The following is a 25,934-nucleotide window of genomic DNA, read 5'->3' as shown; positions in this document are numbered from 1 at the left end:
GCGTCCCGTGCAGAAACCTCGCCATGAGTGCAGGCGTGGACAACGGCCAATTCTTCGTCATTTCCCAGGAGAGGTACGATTCCGTGGTGACGCTTGACGTTAGCCATTTTCAGGGCATTCAGCAGGTCACCACGTCGCGTGAAATNCAGGAACGGACGGAAATTCGTGACCACAGTCCACATCGCAGTTTCAGCCCACCGTCCCCGCAACGATTCGAGAAATCTAAGGACACTGGCACCGTCAGCCATGGCCAACGACGTCAGCCCGGTGCCCTCCAAATAGAGAAGGTAGTCGCAGGCCGCATGACCATAGGCACTCCGCGTGGCCACCGCCAGGCCACGTTGCTCCATCTCCTTCGACCACGAGGCCAATAACGCGGTGAAATCCTCGGACTGCGGACCATCCCCACCCCCACCGCGCTTTTTCGTCGAGAGGTCCACCCGCCCGGTCAGCAGGTAGCCGTCGAAAAGTCCCACCAACCGACCATAATCAGAACGACGCTGCGCACTGAACATACCCGTCCGCGGACGCGTCGTCATCGACGCGAATTCAGCGCCCAAACCAGGCGAATACACTCCGGCCTGTTTCTGTGCCAACAGCGCCAGATACCGAAGTGACTTACAGTACTGACCCATCGTCGACTCCGCGTAGCCGGCCGCTTCCAACGCGACAACAACCCGCTCACCAATATTGCTGACCATCGTGTCCATAGCAATTCCCTTCGTTCATCTGTGGATACGACGAAGATAACGCCAGAACTGGCCTCAAACATTAGGCCGAAGAAATAGCCCCAGTTCTCAAGGAACAGTGGGCAGGGCCACGGTTTCTCGGCTTAACGTTTTCCTCGGCATAATCCGAATGGACGACTAAACCGGGTTTTGGTTGCCGCTGCCAGAGGGCCATGTTCAAGGCGTCTGTTACTAGCCTGGTGGTCATCCGCGACCCCATGCTCCAACCTACTACCCGTCGACTGAACAAATCGATGAACACCGCCAGATACAGCCAGCCCTCTCGGGTCCAGATGTAAGTGATGTCACCGACGTATGCTTGATCAGGCTCAGCAGCGCTAAAATCTCGTGCCAGTACGTTGTCGAACACCGGCTGTTTATGGTCGCTGTTGGTGGTTACCTTAAACTTCTTCCGGTACCGGGCTTTAACGCCTGCTTCACGCATTAGAGACCGCGCCTTTTGTCGACCTACTGGATAGCCCAGAGCGTTCAGGGCGTGCTTCATCCGCCTGGAGCCATAGCTCTTGTCGCTACTTTTAGCGACCTCCTTCACAGCCTCAATCATCGCCTCGTGCTCCGCATCCGGCAGCCGTTCGCGTTGACGCTGGCAATACCGGTAATAGGCATTGCGACTGACACCCAAGAGCCGACTCATGACGTCGACTGGCCAGGTCTTCTTATGCCGGGTGATGAACGCATACTTTAATGCGTTTCCTTGGCAAAGAAGACCGTCGCTTTTTTTAAGATGTCTTTCTCCATTTTCAGGCGGCGATTTTCTTCTCGCAACTGACGAATTTCTAACTGTTCAGCGGTCAGTTTGCCGTTCCCTCTGAACGCCTGCCCATCGACCGACTCATGCTCTTTGATCCAACGTCCCAGCATGTTTGGATTGATTTCCAGACTGCGCGCCGCGTGGGCTCTTGAATACCCCTGCTCCAGCACAAGGCTGATGGCGTCCAGCTTAAATTCCTTTGAGTACAGCTTTCTTGTGGTCATATACGTTCTCCAGGTTCAGGGTATTATTCCTTAACTGGGCTGGTCACATCCATTAAACCACTTCATGCCCAGTCGGTCCGGGCTACAGTCAACAATACGGAGTATCAGGCCAGAAACGTTAGAAAAAGTGCATGAGTTTCTCTCTGTCAACTGGCTTGAAGAAGGCATTTTATCGATGGAAAAATTGCGCATCGATAGCACGGTTGTCGCCAGTAATATTGCGCCACCCAGTGACAGCCAACTCCTCAATGATGGTGTTCGAGTGCTCAGCCGCCTGTTGATGAAAAGCAAAAAAACCACCGGGGAAAAAATTCGCTTTACGGACCAACGAAAACCCTCAAAGTCGTTGGCATTTCAGATATTTAATGCGAAAAACGCTGGAAAAGAAGTGCTTTACCCAAAGTTGTTGAAGCTGGTCAGAATGGTGCTGAAACAAGTTGATCGGGGGCTGGAGGCCGTAGAAGTGGGTGTCCGTGCATCCGATAAGAAGAGGTTGTGGGTACGTCAGGTAGAGCAGTACAGAGATTTAACAATGAACGTTATCAACCAAACAGAGCGTCGTGTCGTTCAAAAAGGGAGCGTCCATTCATCAGAAAAAATCGTAAGTTTATTTGAATCGCATACCGACATTATCGTCAAGGGTTTTCGCGACGTGCAATAGGGCCACAAGATTAATATGAGCAGTGAGAGAAGCGGATTCATCACCTACCTCTCCATTGAAAAAGGGAACCCGGCGGACTCCAGCTTATTCATGCCGGCGCTGGATTTTCATCGCTCGAAGCTGCACCGCCTACCGCACTCGGTGGTGGCAGACGGTGGCTATGCCAGCCAGGAGAATGTGAAAAAAGGAAGGGGGCTGGGTGTTAAACGCGTGGTTTTTCATAAGCCGATTGGTTTATCACTTCATGCCATGGGCGTTAAATCGAAAACATTTGTTCGATTACGCCATTTCAGGGCGGGGGTCGAAGGGAATATCTCAGAACTCAAAAGGGCATTTGGTGCATCGAAGGTCAACTGGAAAGGGCTCGATGGTTTCAGGGCTTATGTCTGGTCATCGGTTCTGAGCTACAATCTGGTGCGTTTGGCGAGGCTAGACTCTGGCTAAGATCAACGGTGGTGTCGGCTGATAAATATCTGTAAGCCTATGGGCAGTGCAGTGGAAACCTGCGGCGAAAATTCACGATAAAAGACCATGAAGTAACGATTCAGGTCAGTCAAGGGCCGCTACGAAGTCCGGAGCAGCTTGAACTGGAACGGAAAGATTAAAACAGGGTGTTTTTTCAAAAAACACCCATTTATGGATAGGCACTAGTTACTACGCCGGCAGCGTCGGCGGCGCTCCCATTTCAGTCGTTCGGCAATACATCGAACAGCAAACACGACCACATTAAGAGAGGCTTCGCCTCCCAGCGCTATCCTTCCCCGCACTCGAAGTACGGGGCTTGTCGCGCATTCTGGTCATACCGTGGGTATCATGTTGCGCAGCGCCCTGCGAATGAGCTGTTCGTTGGTCATGCCGTCTTCGGCAATACGGCTGATGGCCTTGGCGGCTTCCTGGGGCTTGTAACCCAGCGCTATCAGGGCCGCTTCGGCTTCTTCGCGGGGGTCGTTCGCCGCCGGCATGCCGTTAGCGGGCAGCGTTACACCAGAAGCGGACGCTGCCGTCAGTTCAAATTGCCCTTCCAGCTGACCTATCCTGTCTGTCATCTCGATCAGCAGGCGTTCGGCGGTTTTTTTGCCCACACCGGGCAGTTTTACCAGGGCGCTGGTGTCTCGTGCCTGCACGCTGCGAATGAACTGGTCGGCGTTCAACCCGGACAGAATGGCCACGGCCAGTTTGGGACCCACACCATTCACTTTTATCAGCAGGCGAAACAGGTCGCGATCCAGCCTGAAGGAAAAACCAAACAGGCTTTGGGCGTCTTCGCGAACCACAAAATGAGTGTGCAGCGTGAGTTCCTGCCCCGGATCGGGCAGGTTAAGGAAGGTAGAAAGGGGGATATCAATCTCATAACCCAGCCCCTGGCATTCAACGATCGCCTGGGCCGGTTTTTTTTCCAGCAAAAGTCCGCGGATACGACCAATCACATCAAGGCTCCTGGCACGGGTGCCGGTTGGATATCGGTTATTGCTGCCGCATTCGCCCGCTGCGGGCCTTACCGCCCTGCCCGGCTACACGCAGCAGGCTCTGGTTCATGTGGGCGTGGCAAAGCGCTATGCCGAGGGCGTCGGCGGCATCCTCCTGAGGCTTGCGCGAGAGGCTTAAAAGCACCTGCACCATATGCTGCACCTGAGCTTTTTCGGCGCCGCCGGAACCCACCACCGCCTGCTTTACCTGACGCGCCGAGTATTCGTGCACGTCCAGGCCGCTAGTGGCTGCGGCTACGATAGCCGCACCGCGGGCCTGCCCCAGCTTCAGGGCAGAATCCGGGTTGCGGGCCATAAACACCTGCTCTATGGCAAATTCCTCGGGGCGAAATTCCGCAATCAGCGTGACCACGCTTTGAAAAATCACTCGCAGCCGCTCCGCCATGGGTTTTTCACCCACGCGGATGCAGCCGCTGTCGATGTATTCAGTGCGCCTGCCCTCGACGCGGATAATACCGTAGCCGGTAATGCGCGAGCCGGGATCAACGCCGAGGATTATGGGCACGGATCAGGCGTTACCGTCGACGTTGCTGTTGTCGACGATACGATCAGTACCCGCAATATTGCCTTCGACAGCCTTAGCCGATTTACGCAGGCGAATGTGCAGCTCGCGCAGTTGCTTTTCGTCGACCGCGCCTGGCGCCTGGGTCATCAGGCAGGTGGCGCTCTGGGTTTTCGGGAACGCAATCACGTCGCGAATGGAACTGGAGCCGGTCATCAGCATCACCAGACGGTCCAGGCCAAAGGCCAGGCCACCGTGGGGCGGGCAACCAAACTTCAGTGCGTCCAGCAGGAAGCCAAATTTGGCGCGGGACTCTTCTTCGGTAATACCCAGAATGCGGAACACTTCCTGCTGCATCTGCTGGTGGTGAATACGGATGGAACCGCCGCCTAATTCGGTGCCGTTCAGAACCATGTCGTAAGCGCGGGACAGCGCGGTGGCCGGGTTGGCCGCCAGCTCTTCCGGCGAACACGAAGGCGCGGTGAACGGATGGTGAATTGCGGTCAGGCCGCCATCAGGCAACTCTTCGAACATCGGAAAATCCACTACCCACAGCGGCGCCCATTGACAGGTCAGCAGATTCAGATCGTGGCCGACTTTGATGCGCAGCGCACCCAGGGCTTCATTCACCACATTGGTTTTATCGGCACCAAAGAACACGATGTCGCCGTCCTGGCCGCCAACACGTTCAATAATTGACAGCGCAACATCCGCGCCCAGGAACTTGACGATGGGCGACTGCAGCCCTTCAGCGCCTTTGGCCAGCTCGTTGATTTTGATGTACGCCAGGCCGCGGGCACCGTAAATGCCAACGTACTTGGTGTATTCGTCAATCTGCTTGCGGCTGAGCGAGCCACCGTTGGGCACACGCAATGCAGCAACACGGCCTTTGTCATCGTTGGCAGGGCCGGCGAACACTTTGAAGTCTACCTTGGCGACCAGGTCGTCTACGCTTTGCAGTTCCAGCGGAATACGAAGATCCGGCTTGTCGCTGCCATAGCGATCCATAGCTTCGGAATACGGCATACGCGGGAAGTCTGGTAGTTCTACCTGCATGACATCTTTGAACAGGGCGCGAATCATGCCCTCGTTCAGATTCATCAGGTCTTCTTCATTCACAAACGATGCTTCGACGTCTATCTGTGTGAATTCCGGCTGGCGATCGGCACGCAGGTCTTCATCGCGGAAGCATTTGGCAATCTGGTAGTAACGGTCGACACCGGACACCATCAGCATCTGTTTGAACAGCTGCGGCGACTGCGGCAGCGCGAAGAAGGAACCTTCGTGGGTGCGGCTGGGCACCAGATAGTCACGGGCGCCTTCCGGGGTCGCACGGGTCAGGATGGGGGTTTCCACATCCATAAAGCCGTTGCTGTCTAAATAATTGCGGATAAAGCGGGTGACCTGCGAGCGAAAGCGCAGGCGATTCAGCATTTCCGGGCGGCGCAGGTCTATAAAGCGGTAGCGCAGGCGTACGTCTTCGCCCACATCAACGTGTTGGTCCAGCGGGAACGGCGGCGTGGCGGCGGCGTTAAGAATAATCACTTCTTTGCCCAGCAGTTCAACCTGGCCGGTGGCCATGTTGCTGTTTTCGGTGCCGGCGGGACGACGACGCACACGGCCGGTAATTTTCACCACGTATTCGCTGCGGACTTTTTCCGCCAGGGCAAAGCTTTCGGGAACGTCTGGGTCTACCACTACCTGTGAGAGTCCGTCCCGATCGCGCAGATCCAGGAAGATAACCCCACCGTGGTCACGGCGGCGATGTACCCAACCGCAGAGTGTAACTTCCTGATCGATGTGAGATTCGTTGATCTCACCGCAATAATGACTGCGCATACCGGTTCCCGTTATATGTGGTGTCTGATGCTTGAATGCTAAACTATTTTCACGGCGTTTGCGTTTTAACGTCGGGAAAGCGAGCGAGCGCCGTTAAGTTGATTCTGACCCGCTAATTTTCGCGAACAATACTGTAATGGCGCCATATTATAAACAGAATGGTTGTGAAAATCAGGCCAGTTTGAGGCCCGTCATCATAACGGCCTTAACGCTAAGTGACGCAGCCTTGTTAGCTGACTAGAATATGCGTTCTAAGCCGTTTTTGGAGTCACTATTTTGTCGTCCCGCGCTGAGCAGAAAAGCCGTACCCGCCGCGCCTTGATGGATGCTGCCTTGGCCCAGTTAAGCGCCGACCGCAGTTTTGGCAGCCTTAGTCTGCGTGAAGTAACGCGCCAGGCCGGGCTTGCACCTACGTCGTTCTATCGCCATTTCACAGATCTGGACGAACTGGGCATGACTCTGGTGGACGAAGGCGGCATGGCGTTGCGCCAGCTGATGCGTCAGGCCCGCCGGCGCATTGTTCGCAACGGCGATGATGGCAGCGCTATCGCGACCTCTATTGATACCTTTATGGAATATTTGCAGGGCAACGCCAACCTGTTCCGCTTGATGCTACGGGAACGCACCGGGCTGTCGGAGCATTTTCGGACGGCGATTAAAGCCGAGATTGATCATGTGGCGACGGAACTGGCGGTGGACTTGCGCCGCTTTGCCGCCGCAGAAGGCCGCCCTCTGGCGGAGCCCAAGTTGGTGGCCGAAGCTATGGTGGCGCTGGTCTTTAGCCAGGGAGCGGAAGCGTTGGATGCCAGTGCGGAGATTCAGGAACAGCTGAAAGTTAAACTGAAGATTGAGCTGCGAATGGTGTTGTTGGGTGCCCAGGAAATGGGCGCCAAAGGCTAAAGCGGCCTCTGGCCAGCCTGCCAACCTATCCTACTACTCTTACTCTCTACAACTTTAGCTTTGCAGCTTAGCTACCACTGGTGTCAGCTGTTCACGTACGCGGGCAAGCCCTGCGTCATCGTAGGCCACTGGCGCTTGCTTGCCATGTTGCTTCCTGTTATTCGCTGTGGAACTGGTTGCGGCCGCGGCCGATGGCGTAATACACCAGGCCGTGGCGTTCCAGCATTTCCGGTTCGTAGAGGTTACGGCCGTCAAATACAACTGGATGCTTGATGGTTTCGGCAATGGCCTTGAAATCTGGTGAACGGAATTCTTTCCATTCGGTACAGATCGCCAGCACGTCGGCGCCTTTAATGGCCTGCTCTTTGGTGCCGCACAGGGTCAGGCGCGCTTCGTCGCCATAGATGCGCTGGGTTTCTTCCATGGCTTCAGGGTCAAACGCCTGCACGGTTGCGCCGGCTTTCCACAGGTCTTCCATCAGGGTGCGTGCCGAGGCTTCGCGCATGTCATCGGTGTTGGGTTTGAACGCCAGGCCCCACAGGCCCACAACCTTGCCCTTCAGATCGCCGCGGAAATAGTGGCTGATTTTGTCGAACAGCACGTGCTTCTGGGCGTAGTTGACGGATTCCACTGCGTTCAGAAGCTTGGCCTCGTAACCAATGCTTTCAGCGGTGCGGGCCAGGGCCTGCACGTCTTTGGGGAAGCAGGAACCACCGTAACCACAGCCGGGATAGATAAAGTGATAGCCAATACGGGGGTCTGAACCAATACCGCGGCGCACGGCTTCGATGTCGGCGCCCAGGCGCTCTGCCAGGTTGGCAATTTCGTTCATGAAGCTGATTTTGGTGGCCAGCAACGCGTTGGCGGCGTATTTGGTCAGCTCGGCGGAGCGGATGTCCATGTACACCATGCGATCGTGATTGCGGTTAAACGGGTAATACACTTCCTGCAGCAGGTTCGCGGCCCGATCGCTGTCGCAGCCGATGATAATGCGGTCCGGCTTCATGAAATCGTTAATGCCCGCGCCTTCTTTGAGGAATTCCGGATTCGACACCACATCGAATTCCAGCTCCAGGCCGCGACTGTCTAGCTGGGCACGCACTGCGGCTTTTACCTTATCGGCGGTACCGACGGGCACCGTAGACTTATCAACCACTACGGTGTAATCGTCCATGTACTGGCCGATGGAGCGGGCGACCGCGGTAACGTATTGCAGATCGGCGGAGCCATCTTCGTCTGGGGGCGTACCCACGGCAATAAACTGCAAGCTGCTGTGTCTTACTGCTTTTTCAGCGTCGGTGGTAAAGGACAGGCGCCCGGCTTCTACCGTATGCCGCACAATATTTTCCAGACCGGGCTCGAAGAGGGGAATCTGACCGTTTTCCAGCTTTGCTATCTTGGCCTGATCCACATCCATGCACAGCACGTTATGGCCGACATCCGCCAGGCACGCGCCCGTTACCAATCCTACGTAACCGGTGCCAAAAATCGTTATATTCATGAATCGTTTCCTGCCGTTCTAAGCAAATTAAGGGTAACTGTGAATTTTTACGAGCCCGGTTCTATTGCTCGCGCTTGCGCGTTTGCCAGATGCCTTCCCACGCCAGCGCGGTGCCCACAATGATGTCCAGATTGTCGTGATCCGGCTGCCAGCCAAGGGTGTGTTTGATCAGCTGGTTATCCGCCATCAGCGCCGCGGGGTCGCCCGCACGGCGGCCACTGCGCTGAACCGGGAAGTCTACTCCGGAGAGGCGTTTGACCACGCTGATGACTTCATCAACGGTAAATCCGCGGCCGTAGCCGCAGTTCATCACCTGTGACTGACCACCACGGGCCATGTAATCCAGCGCCATCACGTGGGCCTTGGCCAAGTCTTCCACATGAATATAATCGCGCACGCAGGTACCATCGCGGGTGTCGTAGTCGGTGCCGAATACGCTCATACCTTCGCGCTGGCCGGTAGCACATTCGCAGGCGACTTTGATCAGGTGGGTGGCTTCCGGCGTGGCCTGGCCCAGAAGGCCTTCGGGGTTGGCGCCGGCAACGTTGAAGTAACGCAAAATCACGTAGTTCAATGACGATGCCGCGGCCAGGTCCATCATCATCCGCTCGCTCATCATTTTAGAGGCGCCGTACGGATTGATGGGTACTAGCGGCAGGTCTTCGGTGAGCACGGTCTGCTCTGGCGTGCCGTAGACTGCAGCGGTGGACGAAAACACCATATAAGGCGTTTTATGGCGTTCAACCGCCTGCAATAAATTCAGGGTGTTGCGTGTGTTGTTGGCGTAGTACTTCAGGGGATTGCCGACCGATTCCGGCACCACAATATTGGCCGCAAAGTGCAACACAGCTTCAAACCGATGCTGGCTGAATACGGTATCAATGGCCTCTGGGTCTGCCAGATCGCCCACCACCAGCTCGCCGGCGGTAACAGCCCAGCGGTAGCCGGTGGAAAGATTGTCGAACACCACAATGTCGTGGCCTGCAGCAGCCAGTTGGCGCACTACGTGGCTGCCAATGTAGCCGGCACCGCCGGTAACGAGAACTTTCATGTCAATTTACTCCGTTGAGGCCGTGCGCTGCTGGCGCCTGAGTTCGCGCCGGCGGCTGAAAAAATCACTGATAATACGGCTGCATGGCTCTGCCAACAAACCGCCACGGGTTTCAACCCGCCAGTTAAGGTGAGGCTCGTCAAAGGTACGCCGGGCCGATTCCACCGCGCCGGCTTTGGGTTCGGTAGCGCCGTAGACCACTCTGCTGATGCGACTGTGGACAATCGCGCCCACGCACATGGTGCAAGGCTCCAGTGTAACGTAAAGCGTGGCGCCGCTTAACCGGTAATTGTTCAGGTAGGCCGCGGCCTGGCGCAAGGCGCAGATTTCAGCGTGGGCGGTAGGGTCACAGCTGCTGATTGGCTTGTTAAACCCCGCGCCCACTTCCTGGCCGTCAATCACCACTACCGCTCCCACCGGCACCTCGCCCAGAACGGCAGCCTGTGCCGCCAGCGCCAGAGCTCGGTTCATCCAGTGTTCGTCGTGCGCGGGCGGCGGTGTCAGTGGTTCTTTCATTTACAGGCGATTCCTAACGATTATGGCGCTGCCGGGAAGTACTCACGTTGACTTTTCCCCTCCGTGAACGAAGGGGATTCTAAGAGCCATTACAGCCCAAAGACCAGGGCGGCTTGCGCCGTGACCAGGAAATGTCCATACGCTGCCACAGGTCTTGCATGCATTTTCCTTAGCGCTAATAATTCTTCAGAAAGACAATAATATATTATTACGATGATCAGGATCGGCATGATTATGAATTCGCGGACACACATTAACCATTAGCCGGCGCCAACAGCGAGTCAGCGGGTTGTTCGATGATAGTAAAAATACCAGAAAGCTCCTCTTAGCTCTACTCACACCGACTCTTTTCAATGACTTCCTGACAAATCTGCCTGGACTTTTTACCAGGTAATGCTTTTTATTGGCACAGATCCTGCTAATGTTAGCGCCCAGCCCTTCAAGGAGAAATCAGTTGGCGCTCTTGAGTTTCGTGATCGACCGGTCGGACCAAATCTGGTTCGCCTCGTGGCAACATTTATCACTCGTGGTGCAATCCCTGACGTTAGCAGTCGCACTGTCATTGATTCTCGCCTTCCTCGTCTATAACAGCCAGAAACTGAGCGCGGTGGCAAACGGACTGTCTGCGGTGGGGCTAACCATTCCCTCTTTTGCGTTGATAGGCCTTCTTATTGCCCCGCTCGGGTTTGGCGTGACACCGTCAATGGTGGTTGTCACCTTTTTTGCCGTACTCCCGATTCTGCGTAATGCGGTCGTCGGGCTCAGCGGTGTCGACAAAGCCATTGTCGAATCGGCACGTGGCATTGGTATCGGCCGTATCCGCACGATGCTAACCATCGAACTTCCGCTGGCGTGGCCGGTGATCCTCACCGGCGTGAGAATATCGGCTCAGATGACGATGGGTATTGCTGCCGTGACCGCATACGTTCTGGGCCCCGGGCTTGGGAGTTTTATCTTCTCCGGGCTGTCACGGCTGGGTGGGGCAAATTCACTCGAGGCCGTTGTGGTCGGTGTGGTCGGCGTTATCCTATTGGCTTTCATTTTGGATCTTTTTCTTGTCGGCATCGGCCGCCTGACTATCTCGCGAGGTATTCGTGTCAGCAACTAACACTACACAGAGCAACGATCAGGCCTCACGTACCATCCTGCTCGACAAGGTAACCAAGCACTACCCGGGGCAATTGAAACCCGCCGTTGACGGCCTTATGCTGGAGATACCCGCCGGCAAGATCGTGATGCTGGTTGGTCCCTCCGGGTGTGGCAAAACAACGACACTAAAGATGATCAATCGGCTTATTGAGCCAACGTCAGGTCGCATTATGCTGGGGGACGAAGACGTCACTGATCTGGACGGCGACAAACTCAGACGTCGAATGGGTTACGTGATCCAGGCCGGCGGCCTGTTTCCGCATATGACAGTGGCCGCGAACATCGCGATTGTCCCTAAGATGCTGGGCTGGTCGAAAGACGCGATTTCCAAGCGGATCGATGAACTGCTGGATCTGGTGTCGCTCGACCCTGCGCTCTACCGCGATCGTTACCCGAAAGAGCTGTCTGGCGGCCAGCAGCAGCGAGTTGGCGTTGCCCGCGCGCTGGCAGCAGAACCCCCGGTGCTGCTAATGGATGAGCCGTTCGGAGCCGTCGACCCGATCACACGACAGCGCTTGCAGGACGAGCTAATCCGGATTCAGGAAGAGGTGCAGAAGACGATCGTTTTTGTCACTCACGACTTCGATGAAGCAGTAAAATTGGGTGACTTGATTGTGATCTTTGGCGAAGACGGGCAGATCGTACAATATGACAGCCCGGAACGGATTCTGGCGCAGCCGGCAAATGATTTTGTTGCAGATTTCATCGGCGCGGGTGCGGGGCTCAAACAACTGACGCTGGCCCGGGTGCGAGACGTTCAGCTTGCCGACCCAGTTACCGCTTCGCCCGGTGAAAAAGGCGCGGATGTGCTGGCGCGCGTGCAGCAGACCAATCACGATTATGTCGTTATCACTGACGGCCGGGGACGCCCTATAAGCTGGCTGTCGCGGCGCCAACTGTCGCGCCTCGACACCATCGATAAATCGAAAAACCCCGATCTACCGCTGGTGGCAGAGGGGTCCACGCTAAACGATGCACTCGACGCCATGCTGGCCTCCAGGCTCGGCGCCGCCTTGGTTACCAATCGCAGCAAAGCTCTGGTTGGGATGATCACGTTCGATATTGTCATGAAGTCCATCAACCAACTGCGCGCTGACGTGCAAACCGCCGATGACGAGTCGCCGGTTGGCACCAATACTGGCTCTCCGGAAGTCTCAGAGGTGCCAAATGATTGATACTCCGCGCCGCGAGGTGGCCGCAAGCGGCACAACCGGGCGCAGCCTGATTATCCAACTCGCTGCAATCCTGTTGGCTCTGGCCGCTTTCGCAATTTGGGTGGCAACGGCGAATCTGTCTTCAACGGAACGGGCCACTCTTAATTCTTCCGCTTTACTGGCCTATACCGGCGAGCACCTGGCGCTGACGTTTGTGTCGATCATTATTGTTCTGACGATCACTATCCCGCTGGGAATTCTGCTGACGCGGCGACCGTTCGTGCGCGCCAGCGGCACCATTCTGGCCATCGCCAATTTTGGCCAGGCGGCGCCGATCATCGGATTGGTGGTGCTGCTTGCGTTTTGGCTCGGATTCACATTCTGGACGGCTGTGGTCGCCCTGGTTGCCTACGCCGCACTGCCCGTGCTGAGAAACACCATGATCGGCATTCAGAGCGTGGATGCCCAGCTGGTTGAAGCGGGCCGGGGCATGGGCATGAGTGCGACTTCGGTGTTGCTGCGCGTTGAATTGCCACTCGCAGTGCCGGTGATGCTGTCCGGTATCCGCACCGCCCTTGTGTTGGTGGTGGGCTCGGCAACACTTGCAACATTCATTGGTGCCGGCGGCCTGGGGCTTCTGATTACCACCGGTGTGAACCTGTTCCTACCCAGCGTACTGGTGTCAGGTGCCCTGCTCGTCGCACTACTTGCCCTGTTCATCGACTGGCTTGGCCGTGTTTTTGAACACTATGCACGCCCAAAAGGACTTTAAGTTATGACCGTTCGCCATCACACTCACGCCATACGCCTTAGCACCTTTACCGGTGCCGGGCTCGCGGCAGCGCTGTCGCTTGCCGGATGCGGCCTGGAGCCGGCAGGCTCCTTCGTGCCCGCCGCCGCACCCGGTTCAATCCAGGCTATTGATGGTTTGCCCGCCAGCGCAGCTATTACCATTACTTCCAAGAACTACACCGAAGCGCTAATCCTCGGCAAAATGGCTGTACTTGCAGCAAAAGTGGCCGGTTTTCAGGTTACCGATATGTCGAATGTACCGGGCAGCGTGGCTGTGCGCGAGCTGATGCTCAACGGCGATGTCGATTTTGTCTGGGATTATACCGGAACAGGCTGGCTGGCCTATCTCGGCAACGAAGCAGGCATACCCGGTGAGCGCCCGCAGTACGAGGCGGTTCGCGACGCCGACCTGAAAAATGGCATAACCTGGCTGGAGCCCGCGAAACTTAACAACACTTACGCCTTTGCCGTAAGAGCCAGCGCGGTGCCTGAACTTAATGGCATCACCAAACTATCAGAAATCAAAGACCTTCCTCTGAGCGAGCGCTCGTTCTGCGTGGAGTCAGAATTTAATTCGCGGCAGGATGGTTTCAAACCCATGCTGGAAGAATACAACCTGACGCTGGGTAGCGCAGACGGCGTGAACCGGTCCAATGTCAAAATTCTTGACACCGGCACCATCTACGCGGCTACCGCTCGCGGTGCGTGTAACTTTGGTGAGGTGTACTCCACAGACGGTCGTATCGTGGCGCTTGATCTGGTGGTTCTGGAGGATGACAGAGCTTTCTTCCCCGCTTACAACGTGGCCCCGGTGGTGCGCAGCGAAACCCTAAAAAAATACCCGCAACTGCAACAGATCTTTGCCCAGATTTCCTCGAAGCTGACAAATTCGCAGCAGCAGACACTCAACTCCCGAGTTGATGTTGATGGCGAGGAGCCTGCCTTTGTGGCCTTCGACTGGATGCAGGCAGAAGGTCTGATCACTGCGCCTGTGAAGTGAATTCGATGTACATTTAACTGCCCTTTGACCATCCAGAACCGCTTGTGTTGCTGCAAGATCTAGCCTGCTGGAAAGTTATCTTCAGTGTCTATGATAACCTAGATTCTGCCATTCAAGCGGACGGCTAACGGATGATGTCGATGGTTTCAACGGCACACAATGCCGTTGTCCACCGGCCTTGCTCTTGATGTGAATCAAGACGTTCGCGTGCAATATGTGAAACGTTGAAATGGTGATATTTGGCATTCGCAGCTTTGCACCTTCAAAGGAGAACGTGTTATGAAAGCATTGGTATTTCATGGGCCTGGTAAGCGCAGCTGGGAAGATAAGCCGCAGCCGGCGATCGAAAAACCCACGGATGCGGTAGTCCGCATCACTCATACCACCATTTGCGGCACCGACCTGCACATCCTGAAAGGCGATGTACCGGCGGTAACAGTGGGCCGCATTCTGGGTCACGAAGGCCTTGGCGTGGTGGAAGAAATTGGTAGCGGCGTAAGCAACATCAAGGTTGGAGACGAGGTATTGATCTCCGCTGTCACCTCTTGCGGTCGTTGCGACTACTGCAAACGCGGCATTTATGCCCATTGCCGCGACGGTGGCTGGATTCTTGGTCATCTTATTGACGGCACCCAAGCGGATTATGTGCGTATCCCCCATGCAGATAACAGCTTGCATATGTTGCCCAAAGGCATGGACCCCGCTGCAGCCCTTATGCTCAGTGATATCCTGCCCACCGGACATGAAATTGGAGCCCTGAACGGCGAGGTCAAGCTCGGTGACACTGTGGCCATTGTCGGGGCTGGCCCTATAGGACTGGCAGCACTGATGACCTCACGCTTCTACTCTCCAGCGCGGATCATCATGATTGATCCGGACGAAAATCGTCTGGCCATGGCCAAGATGCTCGGAGCCACTGACACCATCGCCAAGAATCCGGTTGAAGCCATCAAAGAGTTGACCAACGGTGAAGGCGTCGACGTAGCTATGGAGGCAGTAGGCTACCCCGAAACCTTTGATATCTGCCAGGATATTATTCGCCCAGGCGGCTTTATTGCCAATATAGGCGTGCATGGCAAGAGCGTCGAATTCAAGCTGCAGGACTTGTGGATCAAGAACATCACTGTGCGCACCGGACTGGTAAGCACCAATACCATTCCAGTATTGATGAAGTTCGTTGAAAGCGGCGGCGTTACGCCTGCAGATCTGGTTACGCACCGCTTCAAACTCAACGAGATTGAAAAAGCTTACGACATCTTCAGCAACGCGGCGAAGGAGCAAGCTATCAAGATGCTGCTTACCGCCGAATGAGGTTGAACATCTAGCTAAAGACGAAACTGGACTACTCTGTGCCCTTCTTTCACCGTTATGCCGGAAGAGCCGGCGTGACGGTGATGTTGAACACTGAGTATAACGCTCGTCCGTAATTCGGGCGATTACCGGATGGGAATCCTGGGTCAGTATTGGGCAGTCATCAACCGCTAGGAACCCCTCTTGCGAATCCTCTTCAATCACAACATCTCCGGCGCTGCGGACCTGATCGACCTGATGCGTCGCGCCCGGCCAGACCTTCACGTTATCGCGACCCATGAGCGGCGCGACACCCCGGTCGCCCTGGCGGCGGACCGGCTATTGCCCGAGCCGGCCGAGACCCGGCTGATGAGCCCGGACGCCTATGCCGACTGGCTGCTGCAGGTAGCGCTTACAGAGAGGGCGGAGTTGGTTCTGCCTTATCGGCGACGTGAGGAGCTGGGCGGGTTTCGGGACTGGTTCAGCGCGCGCGGGATCCGGCTACTGACCGCCTCAGACTCGAACACGATGGGGTTTCTCGAGGAGAAGCCGGCATTCCTTGCCCGAATGGAGACGGCTGGCGTTCCGGTCACTCCGTTCAGGCGCTTCGAGGGGGCAGAAGAGTACGAACGTCTGCGCGGGGAAGGCGAACTCTTCCCAGATCACCCGGGCCAGCTGTGCGTAAAGCCCGCGTCCGGCATTTACGGGGCCGGCTTTCGGATAATTCGAGACGAACTGCCTGCCATGACCCCACTTTCCGGCCTATCGGCGCTGGAACTGCCGGACGTCGCCTTCCGGGCATTGCTCGGAGCACTGCACCGGCCAGAGCCAATGATGCTGATGCCGTTTCTGGCAGGCCCGGAACGGAGCGTCGATTTCTCTTGCCATGAAGGGCGCCTGCTCGGGACGGTGACCCGGATCAAAGCGGGGACTTCGCAGCGGCTCCTTCATGACACCTACGGTGAGGAGCTAGCCCGATTCGTCACGCAGACATTCAGACTGACAGGCATACTGAACCTACAGACAATTGAGGATACGGCCGGAACGCAAAGGCTGATGGAAGTGAACACTCGCGCCTCGGGTGGGATCGGAATGACCGGGCTAACAGACGTTAACCTGCCTGCACTCTTGCTTGACTCCATCGCCGGAGTAAGATCGGATCTGCCGGCACGGGTCACCGGAGAGGTACAGGCGGGGCGGCGCGAACTGTTCTGGGGGGTTTAGGCGCGAGCTGTTCTGGGGAGTTTAAGAGAACGCCCGATTATTTACGGCCGGCGGTCCAGCGGAATCCCCAGTCGTACTGTTTATCCAGAGCCTTATGGCCACTGTGGAAAGTGACCTGCCGGGAGACGCGCACCTGACCGTCGTGATTGTCTATTCCGACCACAGCGCACATGCTGCCGTCCTGTTCGAACTCGTTCATCCGGATTTCGACTTCCGGCTGCCCCGGAACCAACACTCGGACAATGCCGTCCGTTTCCTTCCAATTCGGGACGCCTTCGTAAATGAATGCGTAAACAAGAACGCGTTTGATGTCGGCCCAGCGGTCCCCGTTGATCTCAAGCCACTCTCCGTCTGAAGTGGAGCCGGTACGATCATCCCCGAGCAATCGCACAAAGGGCGCCTGCTGAAAGTCACCAAAACCATTACCCAGCGCCTGAACCACATGCCTCTTCCCGTCTCGCGTCTCTACGAACGCGCCCAGGTCAAGGTCGATCGCGACTGAGCCCCTCGAGAAAAAGCCGGTCTTTTTCTGGGTCTGGTTTTGATTCCAGTTCAGGTTGATCTGCATTTTCCCGAAGCGGCCACCCTCTTTCTTCAAAGAAACCGTGTTGTTCTGCTTGGTCAGACTGACTTTCGAGAGGTTGACCGAGCTTGTTGACGGCGGGGGCACGGGAGTCGGGGTCGGGGTTGGACTTGAAGTCGGAGCAGGCGCCGGACTTGGAGTCGGACTTGGAGTCGGAGCAGGCGCGGGTGTGGGAGCAGGCGCCGGCGGCGGTGTAGGAGCAGGCGGCGCCGGTTCGGCAATCTCAACGCCAAGGTGTTTCGCCAACGCGGCGAGCCCCCCATTGAAACCTTGCCCAACGACCCTGAATTTCCAGGCCCCGTTGCGCTGATAAAGTTCGGCCAAAATAAGCGCCGTCTCTGTCATACCGGCGCAGGGAATGGCACCCCGTACTCCGCCCGCATCCAGTGTAATCTCCGGGACTCGGGAGAAAGAGGCCCGATTCTCGTGAATCGTGGCAGTGAACACCACCTTTTCTACCCCGGCTGGAACTCGGCCAAGTCCCACAGCAAACCGGGCCTCGCCGTTTTCAGAGCCAGACAGTGCAACAGCGCCCCCGGCAACCGACGGCTGCCCGTAGAAACACATATCCGCATCTGACCGAACTTTGCCCGACGCAGTGACCAGAAAAGCGGACACATCGATATCCGCACCCGGTATTGTGCCATGGCGGATCAGAACGGTTAGGTCATTCGAGGAAACGGGCGCGTTTGCGCCAGGGCCCAGGACAGTCATCAGGAACTCCTTAATAAACCGGTGCGGGCCACCAAAATGGCGGCCCGCTCCCGAACTAGCCGACGTTCACGCCGTGTGCCGTGGCCAGCGGTCCTAGACCGCCCGCGAAACCGGCGCCAATTGCCTTCATTTTCCACTCTTCGTTATGCCGATAGATCTCTCCAAAGATCATAGCGGTCTCGGTTGAGTAGTCTTCGGAGAGGTCGTACTGAGCGAGAACGGCGCCGCCGTCCTGATTGAGAATGCGCATAAACGCATTGTCAACCTGGCCAAAGTTCTGACTTTTCTTTTCGGCTTCGTGAATCGTCACTACGAAAACCAGCTTTTTCACGTCCGCCGGGATTTTTGACAGGTCGATCTTGACTTGCTCGTCGTCACCTTCACCTTCGCCGGTGCGGTTGTCGCCGAGGTGCTCAACAGCGCCGCCAAGCCCAACCAGATTTCTGTAGAAAATGAAATCCTCGTCGGAACGCACCTTGCCGTTTTCACCGCAGATAAACACTGACGCGTCCAGGTCGAAGTCTGTGCCGTCAGTGACGCGTGGGTCCCAGCCAAGACCAACCAGGATGGAAGAGAGACCCGGAGCCTCTTTAGAAAGCGAAACGTTGCCACCTTTACTAAGAGAAATTGCCATGTCGTTTTCCTTTGCGAAATGTAAGTTATAACCCGCCCGAATCAGACAGGTCAAGATTACAGGTTGCTACCAAACTCTTTGTACATCGTTATAAACAGTTATACATCAAGGGGCCGCGACCCCAACGAATGCGTCAGCCACTCCGCTGTACTGAGCGAAAGTGAACAGAAGATAAGAAACCGCCATGATCCCGCCAGCAATGCGGCCAATTCGACCAACAAACAGCAGGAAGAGCGCGAACACAAACGTTACGGCAAGAACGATCAGCAGGTCAAACTGGCCGAACCGCGGATCGATCACCAGCGGTTTCACCACTGCCGTAATCGCCATCACCGACAGGATGTTGAAAATATTCGATCCAACAATTCCGCCGATGATCATATCCGACTGCCCCTTACGAGCCGCCACTACGCAGGCGGTCAGCTCAGGCAGGGAGGTGCCGAATGCAATCACGGTCATCCCAATTACCGCTTCGGGGACGCCCAGCGCAAACCCGCCGGCCACCGCCCCTTGAACCAGCACTTCCGACCCGATCACGAGGGTTACAATGCCAATCGTGACCAGAACAAAAGGATTTCCGGGAACCGAGTCTTTATCTTCGTCGTCTTCATCGACCTCAATCTTACTGGCTTTGTACTGGTAGGTTATATAAGCAACAATGACGAAAACCATTGCCAGACCTGCCCAGCGAGGAAGAATCCCGGCCCAGACCGCTGCTGCCATAGCGGCTGTGGCGAAAATCATCACCAGGGTGTCGACCTGAGCTTTTTTACGGTCAAACACGATTGGGGCGATCATTGCCGAGATACCAATTACCATCAACACGTTCGCGATGTTGGACCCGATCACGTTGCCAACCGAGATGCCTGCAAAGCCGCTGATGTTTGCGTTCACCGATGTGAACAGCTCCGGCGCCGAGGTACCAAAAGCAACAATGGTCGCCGCAATGAACATCTTCGAAAGGCCAGACCTTTCAGCAATACGAACCGCTGAATCGATCGTGAGATCGCCACCTTTAACAAGAAGCCATACCCCGAAAAAAATAGCACCCAGCGCAATGACCGCGAGCTGATAGGTGGTTAATCCGTCCATTTATGATTCCGTTTGTCAAAAAAATGAGGGCGGCATGAGCGCCCTCGTTGAATTGCTGATTAAAGATCGAAATCGGCGGGTTTCAGCCCAAGCTCTACACAAATCTCGCGCACGACAGCCTTTTCATCATCATCAAAGGTTCCGTCTGACGCACCGATCGCGCAGGCAACACGAACCATAACCCTGCCTTGCTCTTCGTTATCACGAAGGCGGCCGATCACTTTGAGCGCCTCGGCCTTGCCGATCGCCGAATCGAAATCAAAATTCGCGATCACCTTCTCGAAGTAGGCAATCACATCGGGCATCTCAAAATGCTTGAGTTCGTCCGAGTTCCGCATGTACCCCGCCATCTTCTGTTTCTCGTCAGAGGATACGGTTCCATCCGCCGCCGCCACCAGGGCACAGGAGGCAACAACGGCCTCCATAAAGGTGCGATTGCGGAACTTCGACACTTCCGCCGTCAGGCGGGTGCGGGCTTCATTACTTTTGTCTTTCAACCAGTTCAACATAGTTAAGCTCCTGCTAAATGACAGATTTCGAAACGCCAACCAGATCGTCTACAGTGCGACCGGTGGCCTGAACGCCGTGGGCCGTCATGCTCCACCCGTCGCTGCCTTTTGACAAAGACGCCATAACAACGCCGGTGTGCGCGCCTTGCTCGCGCAGCGTGTATGAGCAAATTTCACGCTGGTTGGTGTCGTCTACCAGCCGCGCGACTGCGTTATCGACTTCATTGAAGGTCTGACCGCGAAAGCTGTTAACGGTGAAAACCAAGTGCGCAGCCTTTGCGTCCAGGCGGGACAGATCGACCCGAATCACTTCGTCATCTCCGTCGCCTTCACCGGTCAGATTGTCGCCGTCATGGGTGATAGCGCCATTTGATGATTTGAGTTTGGTGAAACAGACTCTGTCAATTTCGTTCTTCGCGCTGTCAAAGACGAGTACGCTCGCGTCCAGATCAATGGCCGAGGCGCCTCCACCAAACAGCTTCGACAGGAAGCCGCCGCCGCTTTTCACCGGATCCCAACCCAGCCCCATGAACACACGGGACAGCCCGGGATTGTCTTTTGACAGGCTTATTGCCTGGCCTTTCGATAAAGAAATACTCATTTTTTAATTCCTTTTATGGCTTTGAAAAACAGTACAATTTTCTGCATCTGTTGTGCAATGCTTTTTCCATTCCTTAATTAATCCTAATTTACCCTTTCAACCGGTACCGGTCTCTCGCTTATAACTAGCCTGTCCAAAAGAGTGACACCCGAACCGGTCCGCGCGCGCCAGTGTGCGGCGTGCCCAAGCGGCATGGGTTGCAGGCTCGCACATAACGCCACCAATCTGGAACACGGCACTCGCGTCCCGATCAAGGATTGCTCTGGCTGCACGGAGGTCCTCTTCCGATACGGAAAGCGCGCCTTCAATGATCGGAACCTGAGCCGGGTGGATGGCGGTTTTTGAAACGAATCCCATTTGCACATCGCGTTCCACCTCACGGCGCAACGTCTCCGTGTCTTCAATGATGTCAAAGACCGGGGCGGAAACGGGAATCCCGGCCGGGATCAGGATCGACGCCGCCATCGATAAAAACCAGCCAAGCGGCCCCTCGTAGGCCGTCATGCCACGCACCCGGCGCAGCGCCATCGAACCCAGAAGATCGTTTCCACCAATCCGGACCGCGGCGATCCGGTCCGGTCCGGCGCTCAGCAATAGATCCCGAAACTGAATCAGCCGGGCCGGATCGAAAAATTCCGGCGTCTCAAGCGTTGGCATGAGTTTCAGGGTGGTTCCTGACAGCAGCGAAATCCAGTCCGGAGCGGTTTCAGGCCTCGCTTTTGGCAGAACAAAACCGTCAATCTGGGTAATGCCGTCAATTGCCCGAAGCCGGCACGCCATATCATAAGATCGGGGCCGGATGAAAACCTGTGGCCGGCTGTCAATGTTACCAAGACGAGTCTTTAGCAGTTCCGTCAGGGTTCGGATGCCTTTTTCAATGTCCTCCTCACGCAGAGCGTCTTCCAGGCAAAGGACAATCGATGAGGCTGGCGACGGCACCATTCCTGACACTATGTCTGGCACCTTCGGATGTATGGCGGGCATGTAGAGGGTAGCCCCCAGCCTATAAGCCGCAAACATGTGAGACCCAAAGTCAGTCATTTAGTTTCCCTGATGAGCGTAATCGCCCGGTAAGGCCCGGTGAGGTCAGGCGCCTCAATCAGATTGACCCCGTCCTGACGGCAAAGATGAATGAGCGCTGCAAGGTCTGGGTCTTCGCTGAGCGATCGAACCAATACGCATTCTGGCCGGCGCCGCAGAACCGCCCTTGTGGCCTCCGCAATGCCTGGCTTGATGCGGTTGCGGTTCTGCACTCCGAACCGCCTGGCAACCGCCGCAACGGTGCGGTCCGCCTCTGTGCGGAACCGGGCAGCCGCGAACGAATCCGCCTCTGGGTCCAACTCAACCCGGGCTTCCAGCGTCGACAACGCCGCATCCACCCGATCGACAAACGAGCGCGACAGGTCAATGTCAGCAAGGTGATCCAGCAGGATGCAGCCGTGATAGTCCCCGGGCCCTATCAGGTCGGACCGGAGGATAGAGCGAGAGATAAGACCGGACACGTTACCGCCAAGAATGCCGGAGGGGATCAGCCAGTCCTCGCGGGATCCGCAGAGGTTTGCACGGCCGCAAGGGTCGGCGATCACAGCAAGCATTGGCTCCCGGTCAGTGAGAGCACGCCAGGACTCTGTCAGCTCCGCCGTAATTGCCCCTTTGCCGGTCCACCCGTCAACGAATATCACCCCGTCAACAGGGCGCCGCGCAAGGACTTCCCCCATGGCCGCCTCGTCAAGGCCCCGATCACGGATGATCGAGATCCCGAAATGGGTGACGTCGGCGCCCAATCGGGCCAGATCGCGCTTAAGCAGCACACCATAAGGCACTCCGGCCCGAACAAGGCTGCACAAGGTAATTTCCGGGTTCAACCGGTCCTGCTGGACCAGATCAAGGATTTGCCCCGCCAGGGAACGGATGTCTCGGGCGAGCCGCGGCACTCCAAGCCGGCAAGACTCCTCGAACAGCGACAGGTAACGGGCATCCGGGCGCCGCTCCTCGGAGATCATTTCCGAGTAATGGGTCACGCCGGCCTGAATCCGGCGTTCTTTCTCCTCCACCGGGGTGGGTTCAAGCGCGACCGGCTTCAGCAGAAATTCAACGTCTGTCGACAGATAGCTGCCTGAAAAAGGGCGTTTTTCGGTATCAGTCAGTGGGCGGTTCAAGGTGTTAGGTCCTCATCGGACATTCGCGCCATGAGGTCTGCAATCTGCGACCCGGACGGGGTCATGATGAAATCGCAAAGACCCATGAACGGAAGGTCCGTCAGGCTATCTCCGATGCCAATCAGCGGCGCCCCGCTGCCGTCTCTGATGCTGCCTATCAGATGCCGACAGGCTTCCCGCTTTGAGATGCCTGTTGGCGTGAACGAGAGATTATTGCCGTTTGCGTGTTGCTGCAGACCGGACAGATCGAACCGGCTTGCGAGGAGCTCCGCTGCGGCGGTGATGCCGCTCCGAACGTCTTCCGCCCCGGACGCGTTCATCTTCACACAGAAATAGACCGGCGCACCGTACTCTTCGACGATCCAACTGCGGGCCGCTGACCCAAGCTCGGCGTCAATAAGCGCAGACATGTCGAGCAGCAAGGCTTCTGCGCTGCGCCCAATGTGCGCCGTGTGCGCGAGCCAATCCGGTTCTGCAATGCCCTCGCCGTTCAAAATCACCGCCCCATTGGCCAGAATAGCGCGCCGGGTGCCAAAATCGAGATGGACCCGGGAAAAGGCGTCGGTGCTACGGGCGGTCACCGGAATCACCGCCCCGGTTGCCCTCAGCGCCGAGAGCAGGGCCTGCTGCGCCGGGTTCATGTGGCCGTGGTGGCCATTGGTCGCGGTGGTTACCCGCGTAAGGGCCTCGCCCCGCGGATGTTTGTGAAATGATCGAAAAAGAGTGTCGTCAAGATCCGTCAAGTAGATACATTGGCCCATTACGTCTCGAACTCCGTCACTTGGCCGGCTCCGTTAATGATGTGCCCGCGCCCGAGATAGGCCCGGAGCGTTGGGCAGATTCCGTCATCGCCTGTTTCGGTCATTATGATGACTCGAGCGCAGGGGCGTTCGGGGACATTGTGAAGATACATCGGTACGCCTATCCGGTAATGGTCTGGAAACGTCACTTTGTGCCGGATAACCTCTCCGTTGAGGATTGGCGAACGGGTGGTTGCAACGAACGTTACATCCGCCCCTTCCTGCTCAAGGCGTTCAGCCAGCAGCATTGGCCCCCAAACGTGCTCGCCGGTCCCGATCACAAGAACGGAGTCGCCTGCGGCCACCGTTGGCAGAGCGGTCGGAATCAAGGGCCTCATCGGTTCGACAATCGGCTCCATCTGAAGCCCGAGCCGCGGCGCATGAAACAGCGGATTCGGCACGGGATACGGGTTCGGAACCCAGGCCGGAAGTGTCGCTTCCCCGGCCCAGATCGGGACAGCCGGAAGCGTTGCTTTAGCGTCTTGCTCCCATCGCCATTCCCCTCGAACTAAAGAGAACGCGTCCACCGGGATGCCAGGGCAGAGCACCGCGATTGCCTGGGAGGCTCGTCCGTTGGACCAGTCGGTCAGGGTCAGAAGCAGGACACGTTTAACGTCTACCCCGCCATCATGAACCGCCTTGAACAAAGCCGCAAAGGTGTTTCCGGTGGTCGTCTCGTCATCCACAAGAACAAGCGTTCTTGCAGGCCCGCTTAAAAGCTCGCACGACGTTGGCGCCATCACATGATGTGCGGTGGCATGACTGTGCCCTTCCGAAAAGCTGACCCATTCCCGACTCGCAACCGGGTGGCGGGTGGTCGACAGGTAGAGCAGGTCCGCTTCGGGCCGCCGCTCCCGGATGCGCCGAGCCGCGGCGGCTCCGATTCCAACCGCCGTCTCCGCGTAACCCATCACCAAAAGGGGGCCACCAAGCAGCGCATCGGGAATCTGGTCGACGATTGCATTAACCGCATCAAAATGGTCCCGCGGTCTGACGGGGATATGGCGCCCGAGTACAGTGGAAACAAAAAGAAAGCTGCGTTTAGGGTTGATCCGCTCCGCAATCCGGAATAATTCGCCGTCTTTCGGCGCGGCGATGGTCCGCAGTTCAAGAACCCCCGTATTCAGAGGATGTCGCGTGATAACCGGTGTTTGTTGCATCCGTTCAGTCGTCCCTCCCCGACTTATCGGACCGGCTCGACGTTTGCTGGTCGCTCTGCAGCCATTCATCGTGACCGGCATCGCTTGCCGGGGATGACTTTGAGGATGATGAGGGCGAAGACGAGGGGACATTGTCCGCACGCCCGGGCGTATGCCGGGCACGCAATTCTGTAAGCTGACCGGACGCGCGTTTAAAGGCGCGGCGCGCTATAAACCCCAAGCCTAAAAGAAACACCAATATAACTATGTTGAAAATCGGGATATGACGGTAGCCGGGCTCTACAGGCCAGACTGACGTCGCATTCGGGAACATCGACAGAAGCGGGAGCCGCCAGCCGTAATGGCGAATAGCAACGGCCGTGCCCTTCTCTTCGCGGGCAAAGACAGCCGCTTGCGTCTGAAGATTCGCGGAGTTGAGCTTAAAATAAAGCCATGAGTCTTCGTTGCGGAACACGCGGACTTTGTCGCCGCCGATCAGGCGGGTTTGAATCATGTAAACGTCTCGGGTTCCCACCTCTACATCGGTGCGCTTGACCTCAACGCCGACCACCTCGACAACGGAAACCTGCGGCAACACATAATGCAGGGCCAGGCCCATAACGATCAGGCAACACCCGATCAGGATAATTTTGAGTTTCTTCATATGCAGTTCCCTGGAGTTCTATTTCGCTCTGACAATCTTTCGGGCTTCGGCCTAACAGACTCACGCCTGTCTACCGTGTGTCAGCACCAGATAATGTTTGCCCATCGTCAGTCTGAGTGAGTGTGTCACAGCGGCGCTGCACGGTCTTGCAGAAGTTTACTAGGGGCTGTTGACGTTTTCGCATAAGGCATTGAATAAAGTAGGCAAACTCGTAATATTAAGGTCCCTAAACCACCCATAAAACGAGTT

The 25,934-nt window shown here is 56.5% G+C and carries 23 protein-coding genes and 3 pseudogenes; 9 read left to right on the top strand and 17 right to left on the bottom strand.

Annotated elements, in window-relative coordinates; all coding sequences use genetic code 11:
* Nucleotides 1-852: 852 nt before the first annotated feature.
* A pseudogene (locus A3OI_RS23915) lies at nt 853-1,724 on the bottom strand (IS3 family transposase); the annotation flags it as partial.
* A 58-nt stretch (nt 1,725-1,782) separates the two neighbouring features.
* On the opposite strand from A3OI_RS23915, the pseudogene A3OI_RS23910 reads away from it, so the two are divergent.
* Both A3OI_RS23910 and A3OI_RS21975 read left to right on the top strand, forming a co-directional pair.
* Nucleotides 1,783-2,829 (top strand): annotated as a pseudogene (locus A3OI_RS23910) (ISNCY family transposase); the annotation flags it as partial.
* 190 nt (nt 2,830-3,019) lie between these two features.
* Nucleotides 3,020-3,115 (top strand): annotated as a pseudogene (locus A3OI_RS21975) (IS200/IS605 family transposase); the annotation flags it as partial.
* Nucleotides 3,116-3,182: 67 nt separating this feature from the next.
* Here A3OI_RS21975 and ruvA read toward each other — a convergent pair.
* From ruvA to aspS, 3 genes are read right to left on the bottom strand one after another with little or no spacing between them, the layout of a single operon-like run.
* Entirely contained in the window at nt 3,183-3,812 is a 630-nt protein-coding gene (gene ruvA, locus A3OI_RS0111305; RefSeq protein ID WP_018404379.1) for a Holliday junction branch migration protein RuvA, read from the bottom strand.
* A gap of 37 nt (nt 3,813-3,849) precedes the next feature.
* Nucleotides 3,850-4,377, bottom strand: a complete 528-nt coding sequence (gene ruvC / locus A3OI_RS0111300) for a crossover junction endodeoxyribonuclease RuvC (protein WP_018404378.1) — start codon at nt 4,375-4,377, stop codon at nt 3,850-3,852.
* A gap of 3 nt (nt 4,378-4,380) precedes the next feature.
* Nucleotides 4,381-6,213: an aspartate--tRNA ligase gene (gene aspS / locus A3OI_RS0111295; protein WP_018404377.1), complete on the bottom strand. Its 1,833-nt coding sequence runs from the start codon at nt 6,211-6,213 to the stop codon at nt 4,381-4,383.
* Between the two features lie 276 nt (nt 6,214-6,489).
* Here aspS and fabR point away from each other — a divergent pair, with 276 nt between their 5' ends.
* A complete protein-coding gene (fabR, locus tag A3OI_RS0111290; RefSeq protein WP_018404376.1) occupies nt 6,490-7,113 on the top strand; it encodes an HTH-type transcriptional repressor FabR in 624 nt (207 codons plus the stop codon).
* 157 nt (nt 7,114-7,270) lie between these two features.
* On the opposite strand, the gene A3OI_RS0111285 is transcribed toward fabR, so the two are convergent.
* The 3 genes from A3OI_RS0111285 to tadA form a co-directional block, all read right to left on the bottom strand.
* The gene (locus A3OI_RS0111285) at nt 7,271-8,614 is read right to left on the bottom strand and encodes a UDP-glucose dehydrogenase family protein (RefSeq protein WP_018404375.1); all 1,344 of its coding nucleotides are present in this window, start codon (nt 8,612-8,614) and stop codon (nt 7,271-7,273) included.
* A gap of 61 nt (nt 8,615-8,675) precedes the next feature.
* On the bottom strand, nt 8,676-9,665 hold the full coding sequence (galE, locus tag A3OI_RS0111280; RefSeq protein ID WP_018404374.1) for a UDP-glucose 4-epimerase GalE: 990 nt from the start codon (nt 9,663-9,665) through the stop codon (nt 8,676-8,678).
* A gap of 6 nt (nt 9,666-9,671) precedes the next feature.
* The gene (gene tadA / locus A3OI_RS0111275; RefSeq protein ID WP_018404373.1) at nt 9,672-10,181 is read right to left on the bottom strand and encodes a tRNA adenosine(34) deaminase TadA; all 510 of its coding nucleotides are present in this window, start codon (nt 10,179-10,181) and stop codon (nt 9,672-9,674) included.
* 454 nt (nt 10,182-10,635) lie between these two features.
* Between tadA and A3OI_RS0111265 the strand changes: the two genes are divergently transcribed.
* The 6 genes from A3OI_RS0111265 (at nt 10,636) to A3OI_RS0111240 (ending at nt 16,790) form a co-directional block, all read left to right on the top strand.
* Nucleotides 10,636-11,289: an ABC transporter permease gene (locus tag A3OI_RS0111265; protein ID WP_018404371.1), complete on the top strand. Its 654-nt coding sequence runs from the start codon at nt 10,636-10,638 to the stop codon at nt 11,287-11,289.
* Nucleotides 11,276-12,505: an ATP-binding cassette domain-containing protein gene (locus A3OI_RS0111260; RefSeq protein WP_018404370.1), complete on the top strand. Its 1,230-nt coding sequence runs from the start codon at nt 11,276-11,278 to the stop codon at nt 12,503-12,505. The genes A3OI_RS0111265 and A3OI_RS0111260 overlap by 14 nt, the downstream gene beginning before the upstream one ends.
* Nucleotides 12,498-13,256, top strand: coding sequence for an ABC transporter permease (locus tag A3OI_RS0111255; RefSeq protein WP_018404369.1), 759 nt, complete (start codon nt 12,498-12,500; stop codon nt 13,254-13,256). Before A3OI_RS0111260 ends, A3OI_RS0111255 begins: the two co-directional genes overlap by 8 nt.
* A 3-nt stretch (nt 13,257-13,259) precedes the next feature.
* Nucleotides 13,260-14,276, top strand: coding sequence for a glycine betaine ABC transporter substrate-binding protein (locus A3OI_RS0111250; protein WP_018404368.1), 1,017 nt, complete (start codon nt 13,260-13,262; stop codon nt 14,274-14,276).
* A gap of 279 nt (nt 14,277-14,555) precedes the next feature.
* Nucleotides 14,556-15,587, top strand: coding sequence for a zinc-dependent alcohol dehydrogenase family protein (locus tag A3OI_RS0111245; protein ID WP_018404367.1), 1,032 nt, complete (start codon nt 14,556-14,558; stop codon nt 15,585-15,587).
* A 183-nt stretch (nt 15,588-15,770) separates the two neighbouring features.
* Entirely contained in the window at nt 15,771-16,790 is a 1,020-nt protein-coding gene (locus A3OI_RS0111240; protein WP_018404366.1) for an ATP-grasp domain-containing protein, read from the top strand.
* Nucleotides 16,791-16,827: 37 nt separating this feature from the next.
* Here the strand turns inward: A3OI_RS0111240 and A3OI_RS0111235 are convergent, their stop codons facing one another.
* The 10 genes from A3OI_RS0111235 to A3OI_RS0111190 form a co-directional block, all read right to left on the bottom strand.
* The gene (locus tag A3OI_RS0111235; protein ID WP_018404365.1) at nt 16,828-18,087 is read right to left on the bottom strand and encodes a TerD family protein; all 1,260 of its coding nucleotides are present in this window, start codon (nt 18,085-18,087) and stop codon (nt 16,828-16,830) included.
* A 55-nt stretch (nt 18,088-18,142) separates the two neighbouring features.
* Nucleotides 18,143-18,721: a TerD family protein gene (locus A3OI_RS0111230; protein ID WP_018404364.1), complete on the bottom strand. Its 579-nt coding sequence runs from the start codon at nt 18,719-18,721 to the stop codon at nt 18,143-18,145.
* A gap of 105 nt (nt 18,722-18,826) precedes the next feature.
* The gene (locus tag A3OI_RS0111225; RefSeq protein ID WP_018404363.1) at nt 18,827-19,813 is read right to left on the bottom strand and encodes a calcium/sodium antiporter; all 987 of its coding nucleotides are present in this window, start codon (nt 19,811-19,813) and stop codon (nt 18,827-18,829) included.
* A gap of 59 nt (nt 19,814-19,872) precedes the next feature.
* Nucleotides 19,873-20,322 carry a tellurite resistance TerB family protein gene (locus A3OI_RS0111220; RefSeq protein ID WP_018404362.1) on the bottom strand — a complete coding sequence of 150 codons (450 nt, stop codon included), beginning with the start codon at nt 20,320-20,322 and terminating at the stop codon, nt 19,873-19,875.
* Nucleotides 20,323-20,335: 13 nt separating this feature from the next.
* Nucleotides 20,336-20,923: a TerD family protein gene (locus A3OI_RS0111215; protein WP_018404361.1), complete on the bottom strand. Its 588-nt coding sequence runs from the start codon at nt 20,921-20,923 to the stop codon at nt 20,336-20,338.
* Between the two features lie 96 nt (nt 20,924-21,019).
* Complete coding sequence (locus A3OI_RS0111210) at nt 21,020-21,943, bottom strand: HpcH/HpaI aldolase/citrate lyase family protein (RefSeq protein ID WP_228702958.1); 924 nt, start codon at nt 21,941-21,943, stop codon at nt 21,020-21,022.
* A gap of 17 nt (nt 21,944-21,960) precedes the next feature.
* Complete coding sequence (locus A3OI_RS0111205) at nt 21,961-23,082, bottom strand: cysteine protease StiP family protein (protein WP_018404359.1); 1,122 nt, start codon at nt 23,080-23,082, stop codon at nt 21,961-21,963.
* Nucleotides 23,079-23,825, bottom strand: coding sequence for an HAD family hydrolase (locus tag A3OI_RS0111200; RefSeq protein WP_228702957.1), 747 nt, complete (start codon nt 23,823-23,825; stop codon nt 23,079-23,081). Before A3OI_RS0111200 ends, A3OI_RS0111205 begins: the two co-directional genes overlap by 4 nt.
* 17 nt (nt 23,826-23,842) lie before the next feature.
* Nucleotides 23,843-25,042 carry a phosphoribosyltransferase domain-containing protein gene (locus A3OI_RS0111195; protein WP_018404357.1) on the bottom strand — a complete coding sequence of 400 codons (1,200 nt, stop codon included), beginning with the start codon at nt 25,040-25,042 and terminating at the stop codon, nt 23,843-23,845.
* 4 nt (nt 25,043-25,046) lie between these two features.
* Nucleotides 25,047-25,685: a DUF1523 family protein gene (locus A3OI_RS0111190; protein WP_018404356.1), complete on the bottom strand. Its 639-nt coding sequence runs from the start codon at nt 25,683-25,685 to the stop codon at nt 25,047-25,049.
* Nucleotides 25,686-25,934: the final 249 nt, after the last annotated feature.

This window comes from Marinobacter gelidimuriae (assembly GCF_000372805.1).
GTDB lineage: Bacteria > Pseudomonadota > Gammaproteobacteria > Pseudomonadales > Oleiphilaceae > Marinobacter > Marinobacter gelidimuriae.
The sequence above is the reverse complement of the archived record's forward strand: the minus strand, read 5'-3'. Positions and strand labels throughout refer to the sequence as shown.